We start from the raw sequence: 16,366 nt of genomic DNA, 5'->3' as shown, positions 1-16,366 counted from the left end.
GCCGCGCATTATGCGGTGTGATTAACGCACGCTTTTGTAGTGTGGGCTCTTGAGCCCACGCCGTACAACATTTGCATATCGATCAGCACGTGGAAGCCGGACTGGAGCATTTCGTAGTGAATTTACGGACGATTCCTGTATTATTCAATAACCTGTCCAAAACAACATCGCACGCTCAACATGACCGCCTTGTCCCTTACCAGCACCGCCAGCTTCCACGCCCTTGAAACCCATGCCGTCGAGGCAGAAGACTGGCAGATGCGCAGCCTGTTCGCGGCCGACCCGGACCGCTTCGAGCGCATGTCGATCGAGGCCGCCGGCCTGTTCCTAGACTATTCAAAAAACCGTCTGGACGGGCGCACGCTTGAACTGCTCACAGCGCTTGCACGCGAGCGTGGCGTCGAGGGGCGCCGCGATGCGATGTTCGCTGGCGACAAGATCAACAACACCGAAAACCGCGCCGTCCTGCACACCGCCCTGCGCGCGCCGCAAGGTGCCCAGCTCAACGTCGACGGCCAGGACGTGGGCGCCGACGTGCACGCCGTCCTCGCCCGCATCAAGACCTTCACCGATGCCGTGCGCAGTGGCGAGTGGCTGGGCCACACGGGCAAACCGATTACCGACATCGTCAACATCGGCATCGGCGGCTCGGACCTCGGCCCGAAGATGGTGTGCCTGGCGCTGCGCCAGTACAGCCACCCGCGCCTGACCCTGCATTTCGTGTCGAACGTGGATGGCCACGACATGGACGCGGCGCTGGAAAATGTGGACCCGGAAACCACGCTCTTCATCATCGCCTCGAAGACGTTCACGACGGCCGAGACCATGATGAACGCGCAAACCGCGCGCATGTGGTTCGTGGCGCATGCACCGGAAGAAGCCCTGGCGAAGCACTTCGTGGCGGTGTCGACCAATGTGGAAGCGATCAAGGCCTTCGGCATCGACCCGGCCAACATGTTCCCGTTCTGGGACTGGGTCGGCGGACGTTATTCGGTCTGGTCGGCGATCGGCCTGCCGGTGGCCCTGGCCGTCGGCTTTGGCTACTTCAGCGATTTCCTGGCCGGCGCCCACGCCATGGACCAGCACTTCCTCACCGCGCCGGTGGAAGAGAACATGCCAATGCTGCTGGCCCTGGTGGGCTTCTGGAACCGCCAGTTCCTCGGCTGCACCTCGGTGACGATCGCGCCCTACCACCAGGACCTGAACCGTTTCCCGGCCTACCTGCAGCAGCTCGACATGGAAAGCAACGGCAAGCGCGTGACGCGCGACGGCGAGCCGGTCGACACGCCGACCTGCCCGGCGATCTGGGGCGAGCCCGGTACCAATGGCCAGCACGCCTACTTCCAGCTGCTGCACCAGGGCACCGACGTGACGCCGATCGACTTCATCGCCGCGCTGCGCCCTGCCCACGAACTGCACAACCACCACACTGCCCTGCTGGCGAACTGCTTTGCCCAGTCGGAAGCCTTCATGAAGGGCAAGACGATCGACGAGGTGCGCGTCGACCTGCAGCAGCAGGGCCTGGCCCTTGCCGAGATCGAACGCCTGGCGCCGCACAAGACCTTCCCCGGCAACCGCCCGAGCAACACGATCCTGATGGAATACCTGACCCCGGCCACGCTGGGCGCCCTGATCGCGCTGTACGAGCACAAGACCTTCGTCCAAGGCGTGATCTGGGACCTGAACAGCTTTGACCAGTGGGGCGTGGAACTGGGCAAGGTGCTGGCCAAGAAGATCGAGGCGGAGCTGGCGGGTGCTCCGGCGCCGGAGCAGCACGACAGCTCGACCAATGGCCTGATTGCCCGCGCAAAGGCCGCCGTATGATAGGTGGCAACGTGAGACACCAGAAATCCGACCTGAAGATCCACGTCGCCCATGACCAGCCGATGCAGGTGGGCGAGTGCCCTCTCTGGCACGAGGTCGAGTCGGCACTGTACTGGGTCGACATCAACGGCCTGACCGTGAACCGCCTGCACCCGGCCAGCGGCAAGTTTTCGAGCTGGAAGATGGGTTCCGAGCCCTCGGCGCTGGCCATCGATGGCGACAACAACCTGGTGGTGGCCACCCGTGCCGGCTTCGTGCGCCTGAACACGACCAGCGGCGACATGATTGATATCTGCCCGGCGCCGTACGACACCAAGATCACCCGCTTCAACGACGGCCGCGTCGACCCTGCCGGGCGCTTCTGGGTCGGCACCATGTACGAGCCGCGCGACAAGCCCGCCGCCGAAATGTACGTGCTCGAGCGCGACGTCTTGCGCCTCGCCTGGTCGGGGGGCATGACGAACTCGAACGGGCTGGCCTGGTCGCCGGATGGCCACACCATGTTCCATGCCGACACCACCAGCCACCGCATCGACCGCTACGATTTCGATGCCGCGATGGGGGTGGCGTCGAATGGGCGTACCCTGGCCACCTTCTCGCTCGATAAAAGCGCGGCGGACTACGGCGGGCGCCCGGACGGCGCGGCGGTCGACTGCGAGGGCAATTACTGGGTCGCGATGTTCGAAGGCGGCCGCCTGTTGAAATTGTCCCCAAGCGGCGAACTGCTGCGCGACATCCCGCTGCCGCTGCGCTGCCCGACGGCGGTCGCCTTCGGCGGCCCCGACCTGCGCACCCTGTACGTCACCAGCGCCAGCCACGGCCGCTCGAGCGCGGAGCTTGCGCAGTATCCGCTGACCGGCAAGGTGCTGTGCATGCGTGTCGATGTGGCGGGCCAGGTGCAGCCGGAATATCGGCGCTAAGTTGGCTTCGTAGGGGTCATTGAGGCCAATGGCCTCAATGACGGGTTCACCGGACGGCTCTACCCTATTTATCGGCATTCACGGGACGCGTGCGCCGTCCACGCGTCCGACGCACGGATGAACATCGCGATATGCAGAGGATGGTTGAACGCGTGGGCGGCGCACGCACCCGGACCGATCATGCAGCAAGGTGGAGCCGACCACCCTACGCCGCGGCCCATCCTTACGTAGTAGAATTTCTTGCTAAGCGCATATTCATGTAGTAAATTTACATGAACAGCTTCCCTTACCATTTGCGACCCTGAACACACTATGGCTCTTTCCGATTTCGACCTCGTTCTTTTTGGCGGCAGCGGCGACCTTGCGATGCGCAAGCTCCTGCCTGCGATGTATGCGCGCGATGTCTGCAGCGACTTGCCGCCTACCGCCCGCATCATCTGCGTCGGCCGCAACGAGAGCTCGCAGGAAGAGTTCCTGAACTTCATCGACTCGCATTCGAAGCAGCACATCAAGGACCAGGAAAGCGTCGACGAGCACAAGTGGAGCAGTTTCCTCAAACGCATTACGTATGTCGCGCTGGACGCCACCGACGTCAAGACCTATGGCCCCCTGGTCGAGACCTTGCGTCCCGAGGAAGCGATCACGCGCGTGTATTACCTGGCGACGCCGCCGCACCTGTTCGCCCAGATCTGCGACAACCTTGCCGCAACCAGCCTGGCGACGCCGAACTCCCGCGTCGTGCTGGAAAAGCCGCTCGGGCGCGACCTCGATTCGGCCAAGCAGATCAACCTCGATGTCGGCAAGGTGTTCGCCGAATCGCAGATCTACCGGATCGACCACTACCTCGGCAAGGAAACCGTGCAGAACCTGCTGGCCTTGCGCTTCGGTAACGTGCTGTTCGAGCCGCTCTGGCGCCGCGAGTGGATCTCCGACGTGCAGATCACCATCGCCGAGAAGATCGGCGTCGGCAACCGCCTTGGTTACTACGACACTTCGGGCGCGCTGCGCGACATGCTGCAGAACCACCTTCTGCAACTGCTGTGCATCGTGGCGATGGAGCCGCCGACCTCGATTTCGCCGGACGCGGTGCGCGACGCCAAGCTGCAGGTGCTGCGTTCGCTGAAACGTTTTACGCCGACCACGCTGAGCCAGAACATCGTGCGCGGCCAGTACCGCGCCGGACACGTCGACGGCAAGGCCGTGCCGAGCTACCGCGACGAGCCGGACGCGCCCAAGCACTCGAAGACCGAAACCTTTGTCGCCATGAAGGCCGAGATCGACACCTGGCGCTGGGCCGGCGTGCCCTTCTACCTGCGCACGGGAAAACGCATGGCCGACCGCCTGGCCGAGATCGTGGTGCGCTTCAAGCAGATCCCGCATTCGATCTTCAACCAGCCGACTTCGAGCTTCCAGCCGAACAGCCTGGTGATCCGCCTGCAGCCGGACGAAGGGCTATCCCTGAACCTGATGGCCAAGACCCCAGGCGACAGCATGCGCCTGAAACAGGCCGAGCTCGAACTCGACTTCCGCGAGCAGTTCAAGGCGCCGCGCATGGAAGCCTACGAGCGGCTGCTGCTCGATGTCCTGCGTGGCCAGCTGACCCTGTTCATGCGTGGCGACGAGCTGGAAGCAGCCTGGGAATGGGTCGAGCCGATCCTGAACCATTGGGAGCAGGACGACACGGCGCCGGTGCCATATGCCTCGGGCACCTGGGGCCCGGCCGCCTCCTCGGCACTGATCGGCCGCGACGGCCTGCAGTGGCGCGAAGAAGCGCTGCCCGAAGACTGATCTCATCACAAGCTCATTTATGCTGCTCGACATGATCCGCACCCAGCTCGACTCGCTCTCGAAGTCCGAGCGCAAGGTCGCGCTGGCGGTGCTGGAAGCGCCCGCCACCACGGTCAGCCAGAACATCACGGCGCTCGCCAGGAGCGCGCAGGTGTCCGAGCCGACCGTCGTGCGCTTTTGCCGCACGCTGGGCTACGACGGCTGGCACGAGTTCAAGCTGAAACTCGCGCAAGGCCTGGCGCTGGCCCTGCCCGCCGCCAACGAGCAGCCGGCGCAGGACGACCTGGCGGCGGATTTGGTAAACAAGATCTGCAGCCGCTCGATCAATACCCTGCTCGACCTGCGCAACAACCTCAATGCCGAATCGGTGCAAAAGGCCCTCGACATCCTGTCGCGCGCTAATAAAATCGAGTTCTACGGCCAGGGCACGTCCGGCATCGTCGCCGCCGACGCCCAGCACAAATTCTTCCGCTCCGGCGTGCCGACCGTGGCCTATGCCGACCCGGCCATCCATTCGATTGCCGCTTCACTGCTGCGCGAAGGCGATGCGGTGGTCGCCATCTCCCAGCGCGGCAACAGCTCCTCGCTGGTACGCTCGGCCAAGCTGGCGCGGCGCGGCGGCGCCGACGTCATCGTGCTCGCGCCCTCGGGCACGCCGCTGGCCGACATGGCGACCGTGCTGATTCCGATCGACCTCGTCTTCAACATCGACCCCTACACGCCGATCTCGGCGCGCCTGGCCTACCTGGTGGTGATCGACGTGCTGGCCGTCGGCCTGGCGCTACAGCGCGGGCCCGAGTTCCGGAAAAAAATGCAGAACGCGCAAAAGGCGCTCGAAGAATTCGACATGCAGTTCGATTCGTTCATCGGCTAAGACTGGCGGCTGGCTTCGGCCAGTGCCTGGCGCACCAGCGACTGGGCCGCCCAGATGCCGGCAGCAATCGCCTCCTCCCTGGATGCGCCGGCGACATCGCGCATCGCCAGGATCGCCTCCGTCCCCATGGTCATTGCCAGGCCTGTCCGCAAGCGCGACCGGGCTCCATCATCGAGCCGGTCGGCGAGACTGTCCACAATCGGATCGATGTAGTTCATCCGCCTTGCCATCCGCGCAGGACGGTCTTCCGAAGCATTGTCCAGCCACATCTGCATGAAGGCGCGTTCAACGATATGGACGCCGGCCTCGTCCCCCAGCAGGAGGCGGTTCATGGCGTCGGCCGCGCGTCCGGCCGCTTCCACCGGGTCGGGGCCAGGCGCCACCACTTCATCGAGCGGGACAACGCCGCGGCCAAAATACGCTTCATGGATGAGTGCGTCGACCGAAGGAAAGTACCGGTACGCGGTGGCGCGCGACACCATGGCTTTTTTGGCGATGTCCTGCAGCGTAGGCTGTTGCCCGGCCTCGCTGAGGCCGAGCGCGGCATCGAGCAGGGCCTGGTAGGTACGCTGCTTCTGGTTGGCGCGCCCCTTCTGCAGGTTGGTGCGCGACACCGTGGGAGGCGACTGCGTGGCGCTTGACGTTTGGTTTGGCATGGTCTAAAAATAAGACAGGCGTCTCATATGAGACACCTGTTTATTATAGCCAAACGAAGCACTTGTACACACGTTCAAGGAAAAATCATGGCTGTCTTGACGAAATCCCAGTTTGATTCCCTGATTGACCGGCATTTCCGCTACGAGGCGCAAGACGATGTGGACGGGGTGTTGTCCACGCTCGTTGACGATCTCACGCATGACCTCGTCGGCTGGCCGGCTGGCGCCTCGCATGACAAGCAGGCAGCGAGGGCGTTTTATGACCAGATGTTTTCGGACCTTGCGGGCGAAAAGGTCACGACCATCAAGCGCCTGTATGGCGATGACTTTGTCGTTGACGAAAGTATCTGGCACGGGAAGGCCGTCGGCAACCCGATGGGCATCCCCGGCCACGGCAGGCCGCTCAGCTTCCGGATCCTGCACATTTTCGAGGTCGCGGCGGACGGCAAGATCAGGCGCGAAAACGTCTGGCTCGACCAGGCAGCGATCATCCGCCAGTTATCCGAACCGGTCGCCATCCCGGCCTGAATACTGGTCAGCCGCCTTTGTCTGGAGTGTGAAATGGGCATTACCAATCTATCTGCCGGTACCAATGTCCACGAGATCGCCGACGGCGTCTATCGCATCAATACGCCGGTAAGCCTGGTACCTGGCGGGTTCTCGTTCAACCAGTACCTGGTCGTCGATGACCAGCCGCTTCTTTTTCATACCGGGCCACGAAGAATGTTTCCCCTGGTCCGGGAGGCGGTCGAAAGCGTCATTCCGGTCAGCCAGTTGCGTTTCATCGCCCTGTCACATTTTGAAGCGGATGAATGTGGCTCCATCAATGAGTGGCTGGCCGTTGCGCCGCACTCCGCCCCCTTGTGCAGTCAGGTTGCAGCAATGGTGTCGGTAAATGATTTCGCCGACAGGCCAGCCCATGCAATGGCCGACGGCGCCGAGCTCGCGCTGGGGAAACGCTCGGTCAAGTGGCTCGATGCCCCGCATTTGCCCCACGGCTGGGAAACGGGCTTCCTGATGGATACCCGGACCAACACGATGTTTTGTGGCGATCTGTTCACCCAGGGCGGCATCGGCGCCGCCGCATTGACCAACGAGGATATCCTGGAGAATAGCGAAGCATTTCGCAAACCAATGGATTATTTTTCGCATTCGACGAATACGCGGCAACTCATCGACCACCTCGCCGCCGAATCGCCCGGCACATTGGCATGCATGCATGGAAGCGCTTGGTATGGAGATGGAGCGGGCCTGCTGCGTGCCCTCGGTGAAAGACTCGTTAGCAACGCATCGCTGCGATGATGCCGCAAGCCGCAAGGCCGTGTTGACCCTCCGGCCATTGCGCCGGAGGGCCTGCTGTTCATGCCGCTCCCCATTCCTGGTGCCTGAAGAAAAGCCAGCACTATTTTGATCGTATAATGCTTTTTTGCCAAAAAGCCAAATTATGCGGTCGGCATCCCGTTTCACCCTCTCCCTGCGTCGACTGCTCATCCTGTTGAGCGCGATCGGCCTGCTGCCTCTGGCCGCGCTCGGATTATGGTCGCTCCACACCGCCGGCGGTTACCAGCAGCGCGAACAGGACCGTGCGATGCTGGACCTGGCGCGCGCCCTGTCGAGCGCAGTCGATGCCGAACTCGACGGCACGGTGGCCGCCCTCGCCAGCCTGGCGCGCGCGCCCACTATGAGCGCCGGCGACCTGAAGGGCTTCTACGACAGCGCGCGCGAACAGGTTGCGGCCCAGCCCGAATGGCTGACGATCATCCTGACCGATGCTTCGGGCAACATCCTGTTTCGCACGACCAGTCCGTTCACCACGCCGGGCGGGCGCATCGCCGATCCGGAAAGCCTGCAGCAACTGCTCGCCGTGCAACGGCCGGTGGTTGGGCACGTAACGCGCGGCCCGCGCGGCCGCGCGGCCTTCCCGGTGCGGGTGCCGGTGCGCGACGACGCCGGCCGCCTGTATGTGCTCACTGCCGTCGTCAAACCGGACCGCATCCTGGGCGTCCTCAAACGCCAGCGGGTGCCGCAGGCCTCGGTCATCTCCATCATCGATGCCTCCGGTTCGATCGTGGCGCGCTCGAAGGACCATGACAACCGGGTCACCCGTCCGCCCAGCCCGTCCCTCACCCGGCTGATCCGTGGCGCGGCGCCCGAAGGCGTCGGCAGCACCGTCAACCTGGAAGGCGACCCGCTGGCCAGCGCCTATACCCGGGTGTCGCGCTATGGCTGGACCGTCGCGGTGGGCGTGCCCAAGCCTGGCATCGGCAGCGACAACGGCATTGCGCTCTACGGCTGGGGCCTGGCCGCCTCGCTGCTGGCCTGCATCGGTATCGCCTCGTTCCTGTCGAACCGTATCGCGCGCACCGCCGGCCGCCTGCAACAGGCAGCGATTGCACTGGGCGCCGGCCAGCCGGTGGCGATTGCCCCGTCGCGGATCCAGGAAATCAATGTCATGGCCAGGGCGCTGGAGGCGGCCGCGGGCGAGCGCAGTGCGCACGAGCAGGAGCGCTCGCGCCTGCTCGCTTCGTTAGAAGAGGCGCTGGCTGCCAGCCGCGACGCGGGCCGCGTGAAGGACGAGTTCCTCGCCATGCTCGGCCACGAACTGCGCAACCCGCTCAGCCCGATCGTCGCCGCGCTCGACCTGATGGACCTGCGCGACGAAAGCGCGAGCCGGCGCGAGCGCGCCATCATGCGGCGCCAGGTCAGCCACCTCAAGCGCCTGGTCGACGACCTGCTCGACGTGTCGCGCATCGCCACCGGCAAGATGCAGCTCGAGCGCCGCCCCCTGGACTTTGCCGAAGTCGTGCGCCACATCGTGGGCGCCCGCCCCGGCCCGCGGATCGAGCTGGTCGCGCCTGACGCAGCCTGGGTGCTGGGCGAAGAGAGCCGCCTGGCGCAAGTACTGAGCAATTTGCTGTCGAACGCGGAACGCTTCGGCAACGGATCGACCCGGGTCGCGCTGACGATCGACGCCGGTTGGGCCAAGCTGGAAGTGGTCGACCGCGGCGTCGGCATGCCCCCCGACCTGCTGGCCCGCATTTTCGAGCCCTTCTACCAGGCGCCGCAGCAACTGGCGCGCGGCACCGGCGGGCTTGGCCTCGGCCTGGCGATCGTGCGCAAGATCGTCGAACTGCACGACGGCCGCGTGGCCGCCCACAGCGACGGTCCCGGCAAGGGAAGCCGTTTCGTCGTCGAATTGCCTCTGGTTGCGGAGGAACCGGGCGCGCCGCCGCCAGCGGCCTTGCCGCCGCTGGCGGCCACCCGGGTCCTGCTGGTCGACGACAACATCGATGCCGCCGCGACGACAGCCATGGTACTGGAACAGTTCGGCCATGAAGTCCACGTCGCCCACACTGCCGCCGCCGCCCTGGCCAGCTTCGAGCGCTACCGGCCCGCGGTGGCGATCCTGGATATCGGCCTGCCCGACATGGACGGCTACGCGCTCGCCGCCGCCATCCGGCGCATGGGTACGAGCACGGATGCAACCCCGCGCCTGGTCGCGCTCACCGGCTACGGCCAGCAGTCCGATATTGAACGGGCCCTGGACGCCGGCTTCGACCTGCACCTGACCAAGCCGGCGTCGCTGAGCGACCTGGAGCGGGCGGTCGCAGGCGACGCGAGCCAGGGCACCGAAAAGGCATTCCTGTGACCAGCAGAAAAAAACTGACCTTCTGGGGCGCCGACGAGAACGACGACAGCCTCGTGCGCGAGGTGATCGCCGGCCGCAAGACGGTCACCGCCGACACGGTCGAGGACTACACCAAAGGGTATGGCGAACTCGGGGACGGCGGCTATGAAGCAGGCGACCTGATCGACGTCCACGACCTGAAGGGCCGCCTGCGCTGCACGATCCGGGCGAAGGAAGTCCGCGTGATCCGCTTCGGAGAGATTCCGGAAGACGTGTGGCGCGGCGAGACGTTTGCGAGCGCGCAGGAATTCCGCGACGTCCATATTCGCTGCCTGCCCCACCTCGACCTGCATGACGGGTTCGAGTTCGTGACGCTGCATTTCGAGCTGGTGGATGTGGCGCCGGATACGGAATACCTGCTGGCATAGTCGAGCGGGATCGCGGCGACCCGCTCATCCTGATTATTGTTGAGTTTTTCCCCAGTCGGCGCATAATCGGCGGCATACCCGTCAGTTTCCCGCGAGGACGATCATCGCCACCCAACGTTCTGCTCAACGGCCGCGTTGCGCCGGCCCAGTACCCAACCTGGCTGGCGTCCTGCTCGCCGCCCTCCTGGCCGCGTGCGGCGGCGGTGGCGACAGCGCCCCGCCGGCGGTGCCGCAACCGGTGCCGCCGCCGGTTTCAGCACTGCCGGGCAGCTATGCCGATCCCGTCCTTTACTCGGGCGCGGCCACCGCCTCGCTGGTGAACGCGGAGGAGCGCGCCGCCACGGTCCAGACGCGCATCACCCTCGACGGCCGCCCGCTCGACTACACCGCCACCACCGGCCACCTGACGGCCACGGACCAGGGCAGCGGGCAGCCGGCGGCGTCCTTCTTCTACGTCGCCTACACGGCCGGCGGGTTGCCGGCGGCGCAGCGGCCGGTCACCTTCTTCTACAACGGCGGGCCGGGTTCGGCGTCGATCTGGCTGCACCTGGGCTCGTTCGGGCCGCGCCGGCTGGCCACCACCTTCCCGTCCACCGAGCCGCCTGCCAGTCCACCGGCGCTGGTCGACAACCAGGAAACGCTGCTCGACCATTCCGACCTGGTGTTTGTGGACGCCATCGGCACCGGCTATTCGCAGGCGATCGCGCCGCGCACCAATGCCCAGTTCTGGGGCGTCGACCAGGACGCGGCGGCCTTCCGCGACTTCGTGCGCCGTTATCTCGCCGCCAATAACCGGCAGGCCTCGCCGGCCTACCTGTTCGGCGAATCCTACGGCGGGCCGCGCACGGCCGTGCTGGCCAACCTGCTTGAGAGCGCCGGGGTGCGCGTGGCCGGCGTCATGCTGCAGTCGCCCGCCATGAACTACAACTCCAACTGCGGCGTGTTCAATCCCGGCCAGCTCAGCTGCGAAGGCTATCTGCCGAGCTATGCGGCCGTCTCAAGCTACCACCAGAACGGCGGCAGCCTGCCGACCGACTTCTCGTCGGTCTTGCTGCGCGTGCGCGAGTTCGCCGCCGGCCCTTACCGCAGCGAGGTCGGTCCTTTCCTGGCCGGCGGCACGCCGCCGAGCGATGCCACCCTCACGCAGCTGGCCACCTACACCGGACTGCCTGCGCTGACCTGGCGCCAGGATTTTTCGATGGTGCCGGGCGCCTATCGCGCCCGTTTCCAGATGGGGCAGGTGATAGGACGCTACGATGCCCGGGTGCGCGCGCCCAGCGGCAGTGCGCTCACGGCCGGCGGCGACCCTTCGCTCACGCTGATCGGCAACGTCTTCAATGGCACCATCCGCACTTATCTCGAGAACGAACTGCGCTACACCGCGACTACGCCCTACCTGGGCTCGAACAACATCGTCAACCAATGGAACTTCACCCATGACGGCAAGGCGCTGCCGGACACGATACCGGACCTGGCCGCGGCCCTGACGCTCAATCCGGCCATGAAGGTGCTCGCCATGGGCGGCTACCATGACCTGGCGACGCCGTTCTATCAGACCGAGCTGGACCTGGCGCGGCTGGGCGCCGGCGCCAACATCCAGATCCGCAACTACGACAGCGGGCACATGAGCTACCTCGACGACCGCGTGCGCCGCCTCCAGAAGGCCGACCTGCGCGCCTTCTACAACAGCGTATCGGTGGCACAATGAAGACCATGCATCTGCTTTTACTTTTCGTGAGTGTGGCGCATTTGGCCGCCCCGGCTGCCGCGCAGGCGCCGATCGGCGTCGACGGCCTGGTGCCGCCGGCACTGCGGATCCGTCCGGCCGAACCGCCGGCTGCGGGTGCAGCGCTGCGCGCGCAGGCGCTGGCCAAGCTAGAGGCGCAGTTCCGGGCGGCGGACCTGGATGGCAACGGCAGCCTGACGCTTGAGGAATCGAAGGGCTTCGGCTTCGTTGCCAGCCATTTCGACGACATCGACGCCGGACGCCGCGGCGCCGTCACCTTCGACGATCTGCGCGCCTACCTGGCGCGGGCGAAAGCCGACCGGCGCCAGGCGACTCGTCCTGACTGAACACCGGCGAACTGCACACCGGATGACGCGCGCCCTCTTCCTTTGCACCCATAACCGCCTGCGCAGCCCGACGGCGGAACAGGTCTTCGCCAGCTGGCCGGGGATCGACACCGACTCCGCCGGACTGGGCGCCGACGCCGACATCCCGCTCGCGCCGGAGCAGCTGGACTGGGCCGAGATTATTTTTGTGATGGAGAAGAAGCACAGGGCCAGGCTCTCGTCGAAGTTCAGGAGGTACCTGAACGGCAAGCGCGTCGTTTGCCTGGATATTCCTGACGAATACGCCTTCATGCAGCCGGAACTGATCCGGCTGCTGGAAGCGAAGGCCGGGCGCTTCCTGAAGTAAGGCGGAGCTTGCCAAATGGCGGGGTGAGGAAGCGGGCTGTCCGTGCTGGCTGTAAAATAGCGGTTTTCGCCAAGACTTTTTGACTTCGCCCATGCACATCAATCCAGAACGCAGCACCCGTCCCGATTACGACCTGCTGGTGCGCCAGGTGACCAGCATCCTCGAAGGCGAGCGCGACCTCACCGCCAACGCGGCGCAGTTTTCCGCCCTCGTGTACGACACCCTCGCCGACCTGAACTGGGCCGGTTTCTACCTCACCGTGCCGTCGAAAAAAGGCGAAGGCCAGGATCTGCTGGTCGGGCCTTTCCAGGGCAAGCCGGCCTGCGCGCGCATTCCCTTCGGGCGCGGCGTGTGCGGCACGACCGCCGTGGAACGCAAGACCATCGTGGTGCCGGACGTGCATGCGTTTCCGGGGCATATCGCCTGCGATTCGGCGTCGAACTCGGAGATCGTGCTGCCGGTGATCAAGGATGGCAAGCTGGTGGGGGTGTTCGATATCGATAGCCCGGTGCTGGACCGGTTCTCGGATGAGGATCGGGCGGGGCTCGAGGCGATGGTGGCGGCGTTTTTGAACGCGACCGATTGCTGATCAGGGCGCTGCGCAGTTTTAAATATTTGGATCGCAACTGCCGTACCGCGTGGGCTCAAGAGCGGTTCGCCGCCCTGCCCACCCTACGAAAACATCCTTGCAAATAATATTTGCACTTCTTAGCAAACAGGCAAATTAATGAACCAACTCGAACAACTGAAACAGTACACCACCGTCGTTGCCGATACCGGCGATTTCCAATCGATCAAGGCCTACGCGCCGCAGGATGCGACCACGAATCCGTCGCTGATCCTGAAGGCCGTGCAGAAGCCGGAATACCTGCCGCTGCTGCAAAAGGCGGTTGCGGACGCCAAGGGCGGCTCGACTGATGCGATCGTCGACAGCCTCTTGATCGCCTTCGGCGTCGAGATCCTGAAATTCGTGCCGGGCCGCGTCTCGACCGAGATCGACGCCGCGCTGTCCTTCGACATGGAAGCGACCGTCGCCAAAGGCCGCGAACTGATCGCCCTGTACGAAGCGGCCGGCGTGTCGCGCGAGCGCGTCTTGATCAAGATCGCCTCGACCTGGGAAGGCATTCGCGCCGCCGAGATCCTGGAAAAGGAAGGCATCCACTGCAACCTGACGCTGCTGTTCTCGCTGTGCCAGGCCGTGGCCTGCGCCGAAGCAGGCGTGCAGCTGATTTCGCCCTTCGTCGGCCGTATCTACGACTGGTACAAGAAGTCGACCGGTACCGACTACCAGGGCGCGGACGATCCGGGCGTGCAGTCGGTCAAGCGGATTTACCAGTACTACCGCAGCTTCGGCTACAAGACCGAAGTCATGGGCGCGAGCTTCCGCAATACCTCGCAGATCCTGGAACTGGCCGGCTGCGACCTCCTGACCATCTCGCCGGACCTGCTGCAAAAGCTGGCCGACAGCGATGCACCGGTCGAGCGCAAGCTGACCCAGGACGCAGATGTGGCGATCGACAAGATTGCAGTCGATGAGAAATCGTTCCGCTTCATGCTCAACGAAGACGCGATGGGCACCGAGAAGCTGTCCGAGGGCATTCGCGCCTTCGTCGCCGATTCGGCCAAGCTGAAGAAGATGATCGAAGAGATGCGCTAATCCAGCAGCGGCTGGCGTTATACAGGGAAGGCGCGTGGGTCAGTTGGTTGACCGCGCGCCTTTTTCATTTCGTCCGGATTCCCTCGAGCATGGTCGCGATCAGCTGGTCGCCGGTCTCGACCAGCCCGAACGCGCCGGGTTCGAACATCCAGGTACGGATCAGGCCATCCATCATGGCCCACAGCCCGAGCGCAAAGACCTGCGGCTGCACGTCTTTGCGGACCAGTCCGCTTTCCTGCGCCAGCTCCAGCCGCTCCTCTACTTGCGCCATCCATTCCGCCTGGTTCTGGCTGCGCCGCACGCGCACTGCATCCATCTCGCTGACGAACTCCACTTTCAGCGAAGAAATTTCGAACACGCGCCGGGCCTGGGGATCGGTTTCGGTCACGCGGAAAATATTGACGAGGAAGGCACGCAAGTCCTCCAGCACATTGGCCTCGTCTGCCTCGCCCAGCACGTTCAGCGCGCACTCGAACGGCAAGATCGCGCGCTCCATCATGGCGTTGAAGAGCGCGCCCTTGTCGTCAAAATGCCAATAAATCGCCCCGCGCGTCACGCCTGCGGCGCTTGCGATATGCTGCAAGGTCGTTCGCGAGACACCCTGCTCAACAAATAATTTCTCTGCAGCATCCAAGATGCTGTCGCGCGTGGCCGCCGCTTCTTCTTTCGTCCTGCGCATTGGCTTTCTCCGTTTTTGGGTGGTCCTGCACGTTAAACATACACTCGTGATAGTATATAAAAAAATCCGTAAAAGCCAGTAATGAAACCGTGCGCAGGGGCCTCTTGGTTCTTGGGGACGGTTTTGTTTTCCCCAAAAACTCGAAGGAAGCACGTAATGCGCTCTGCCCACTCCTCTACCCTCTCTCTCACGCGGATCGCCGCCAGCACGCTGATGGCCGTGGCCCTGCTGTCGGCCTGCGGCAAGAAAGACGCTGCCCAAGCCGGTCCTGGCGCCGGCGGCCAGATGCCGCCACCTGAAGTCGGTGTCGTCACCACCAAATTCGAAACCGTCGCGCTGCAGACGGAACTGCCGGCCCGTGCCGAGCCGGTACGCGTTGCGCAGGTGCGTGCCCGTGTCAACGGCGTCGTGCTCAAGCGCCTGTTTACCGAGGGCAGCGAGGTCAAGGAAGGCCAGTCGCTGTTCCAGATCGACCCGGCGCCCTACCAGGCGCAGGTTGCCGCCGCCCAGGCCGACCTCGGCCGCGCCCAGGCGACCCTGACCCAGGCCGCCGCCCAGGCCGCGCGCTACAAGCCGCTGGTCGAGGCCAATGCGATCAGCAAGCAAGAATACACTAACGCGGTAGCCGCGCAGAAACAGGCTGAAGCGGCCGTGGCTGCCTCGCGCGCCCAGGTGCGCATTGCCCAGATCAACTCCGGTTACGCCAACGTCAATGCGCCGATCTCGGGCCGCATCGGCCGCGCGCTGGTGACCGAAGGCGCGCTGGTCTCGGCCGCCGAGGGTACCGAACTGGCCGTGATCCAACAGACCAGCTCGATGTACCTGAACATCACCCAGTCGGCCACGGAAGTGCAGCGCCTGCGCAAGCAAGCCGGCGGCGGCGCGAAAGACGCCCCCGTGACCGTGCTCCTCGACGATGGCACCGAGCTGCCGACCCGTGGCAAGCTGCTGTTCTCGGATGTGACGGTCGATCCCGGCACTGGCCAGGTCACCCTGCGCGCGACGGTGCCGAATCCGGACAACGCCCTGCTGCCGGGCCAGTACGTGCGCGTACGCCTGGCCCAGGCTCAGCTGCCGAACGGCATCATCGTGCCGCAGCAAGCGGTCACCCGTGGCGGCGCCCAGGGCGACACCCTGATGGTCGTCGGTCTGGACAACAAGCCGGCCCCGCGCACCGTCAAGATCGCATCGCAACAGGGCTCGGATTGGGTCGTCACCGAAGGCTTGAAGGAAGGCGAACGCGTGATGGTCGACGGCTTCCAGAAGCTGCAGATGCTGCCGCCGGGCACCCCGGTCAAGGCAGTGCCATGGCAGGCCGGCACGCAGACTACCGCAAGCGCGCCAGCTGCGGCACCAGCCGCAGCGCCAGCAGCATCGGTCGCCAGCGCCGGCCAGGCCGCCGCCGCGACCGCGCGCCAGCTGCCTGCTTCAGCCCCGTCGGGCTCCACCGCCGGCGCCGCGCCGGCAGCCGCATCGACGAGCCGCTGAGCGCT

Annotated in this window: 16 protein-coding genes; 14 read left to right on the top strand and 2 right to left on the bottom strand. The window is 64.9% G+C overall.

Annotated features, from left to right (window positions below; genetic code table 11):
* Positions 1-180: 180 nt before the first annotated feature.
* From pgi to ACFPN5_RS18115, 4 genes are all read left to right on the top strand, one after another.
* Positions 181-1,824 carry a glucose-6-phosphate isomerase gene (pgi, locus tag ACFPN5_RS18130; RefSeq protein WP_379785178.1) on the top strand — a complete coding sequence of 548 codons (1,644 nt, stop codon included), beginning with the start codon at positions 181-183 and terminating at the stop codon, positions 1,822-1,824.
* 62 nt (positions 1,825-1,886) lie between these two features.
* Positions 1,887-2,744, top strand: a complete 858-nt coding sequence (locus tag ACFPN5_RS18125; protein WP_379785740.1) for an SMP-30/gluconolactonase/LRE family protein — start codon at positions 1,887-1,889, stop codon at positions 2,742-2,744.
* A 312-nt stretch (positions 2,745-3,056) separates the two neighbouring features.
* On the top strand, positions 3,057-4,532 hold the full coding sequence (gene zwf, locus ACFPN5_RS18120) for a glucose-6-phosphate dehydrogenase (RefSeq protein ID WP_379785177.1): 1,476 nt from the start codon (positions 3,057-3,059) through the stop codon (positions 4,530-4,532).
* Between the two features lie 19 nt (positions 4,533-4,551).
* Positions 4,552-5,406 (top strand): SIS domain-containing protein, encoded by an 855-nt coding sequence (locus ACFPN5_RS18115; protein WP_379785176.1) that lies wholly within the window; start codon positions 4,552-4,554, stop codon positions 5,404-5,406.
* Here ACFPN5_RS18115 and ACFPN5_RS18110 read toward each other — a convergent pair.
* Positions 5,403-6,062 carry a TetR/AcrR family transcriptional regulator gene (locus ACFPN5_RS18110; protein WP_379785175.1) on the bottom strand — a complete coding sequence of 220 codons (660 nt, stop codon included), beginning with the start codon at positions 6,060-6,062 and terminating at the stop codon, positions 5,403-5,405. The two genes, ACFPN5_RS18115 and ACFPN5_RS18110, sit on opposite strands and share 4 nt — an antisense overlap.
* Before the next feature lie 87 nt (positions 6,063-6,149).
* Between ACFPN5_RS18110 and ACFPN5_RS18105 the strand changes: the two genes are divergently transcribed.
* The 9 genes from ACFPN5_RS18105 (at position 6,150) to tal (ending at position 14,194) form a co-directional block, all read left to right on the top strand.
* On the top strand, positions 6,150-6,590 hold the full coding sequence (locus tag ACFPN5_RS18105; protein WP_379785174.1) for an ester cyclase: 441 nt from the start codon (positions 6,150-6,152) through the stop codon (positions 6,588-6,590).
* Between the two features lie 33 nt (positions 6,591-6,623).
* Positions 6,624-7,364: an oxygen-binding di-iron domain-containing protein gene (locus tag ACFPN5_RS18100; RefSeq protein WP_379785173.1), complete on the top strand. Its 741-nt coding sequence runs from the start codon at positions 6,624-6,626 to the stop codon at positions 7,362-7,364.
* A gap of 142 nt (positions 7,365-7,506) precedes the next feature.
* Complete coding sequence (locus ACFPN5_RS18095; protein ID WP_379785172.1) at positions 7,507-9,711, top strand: hybrid sensor histidine kinase/response regulator; 2,205 nt, start codon at positions 7,507-7,509, stop codon at positions 9,709-9,711.
* Entirely contained in the window at positions 9,708-10,118 is a 411-nt protein-coding gene (locus ACFPN5_RS18090; protein WP_379785171.1) for an ASCH domain-containing protein, read from the top strand. The genes ACFPN5_RS18095 and ACFPN5_RS18090 overlap by 4 nt, the downstream gene beginning before the upstream one ends.
* Before the next feature lie 157 nt (positions 10,119-10,275).
* Positions 10,276-11,826, top strand: coding sequence for a S10 family peptidase (locus tag ACFPN5_RS18085; RefSeq protein ID WP_379785739.1), 1,551 nt, complete (start codon positions 10,276-10,278; stop codon positions 11,824-11,826).
* A complete protein-coding gene (locus ACFPN5_RS18080; RefSeq protein WP_379785170.1) occupies positions 11,823-12,191 on the top strand; it encodes an EF-hand domain-containing protein in 369 nt (122 codons plus the stop codon). The genes ACFPN5_RS18085 and ACFPN5_RS18080 overlap by 4 nt, the downstream gene beginning before the upstream one ends.
* Positions 12,192-12,213: 22 nt before the next feature.
* Positions 12,214-12,537 carry a low molecular weight protein tyrosine phosphatase family protein gene (locus ACFPN5_RS18075; RefSeq protein ID WP_379785169.1) on the top strand — a complete coding sequence of 108 codons (324 nt, stop codon included), beginning with the start codon at positions 12,214-12,216 and terminating at the stop codon, positions 12,535-12,537.
* A 91-nt stretch (positions 12,538-12,628) separates the two neighbouring features.
* A complete protein-coding gene (locus ACFPN5_RS18070) occupies positions 12,629-13,126 on the top strand; it encodes a GAF domain-containing protein (protein ID WP_379785168.1) in 498 nt (165 codons plus the stop codon).
* 138 nt (positions 13,127-13,264) lie between these two features.
* Positions 13,265-14,194: a transaldolase gene (tal, locus tag ACFPN5_RS18065; RefSeq protein ID WP_379785167.1), complete on the top strand. Its 930-nt coding sequence runs from the start codon at positions 13,265-13,267 to the stop codon at positions 14,192-14,194.
* 64 nt (positions 14,195-14,258) lie between these two features.
* Here the strand turns inward: tal and ACFPN5_RS18060 are convergent, their stop codons facing one another.
* On the bottom strand, positions 14,259-14,873 hold the full coding sequence (locus ACFPN5_RS18060) for a TetR family transcriptional regulator (protein WP_379785166.1): 615 nt from the start codon (positions 14,871-14,873) through the stop codon (positions 14,259-14,261).
* 156 nt (positions 14,874-15,029) lie between these two features.
* On the opposite strand from ACFPN5_RS18060, the gene ACFPN5_RS18055 reads away from it, so the two are divergent.
* Positions 15,030-16,361: an efflux RND transporter periplasmic adaptor subunit gene (locus ACFPN5_RS18055; protein WP_379785165.1), complete on the top strand. Its 1,332-nt coding sequence runs from the start codon at positions 15,030-15,032 to the stop codon at positions 16,359-16,361.
* Positions 16,362-16,366 lie beyond the last annotated feature (5 nt).

Origin of the sequence: Massilia niabensis (assembly GCF_042655085.1) — a bacterium.
Taxonomy (GTDB): Bacteria; Pseudomonadota; Gammaproteobacteria; order Burkholderiales; family Burkholderiaceae_D; genus Telluria; species Telluria niabensis.
The sequence above is the reverse complement of the archived record's forward strand: the minus strand, read 5'-3'. Positions and strand labels throughout refer to the sequence as shown.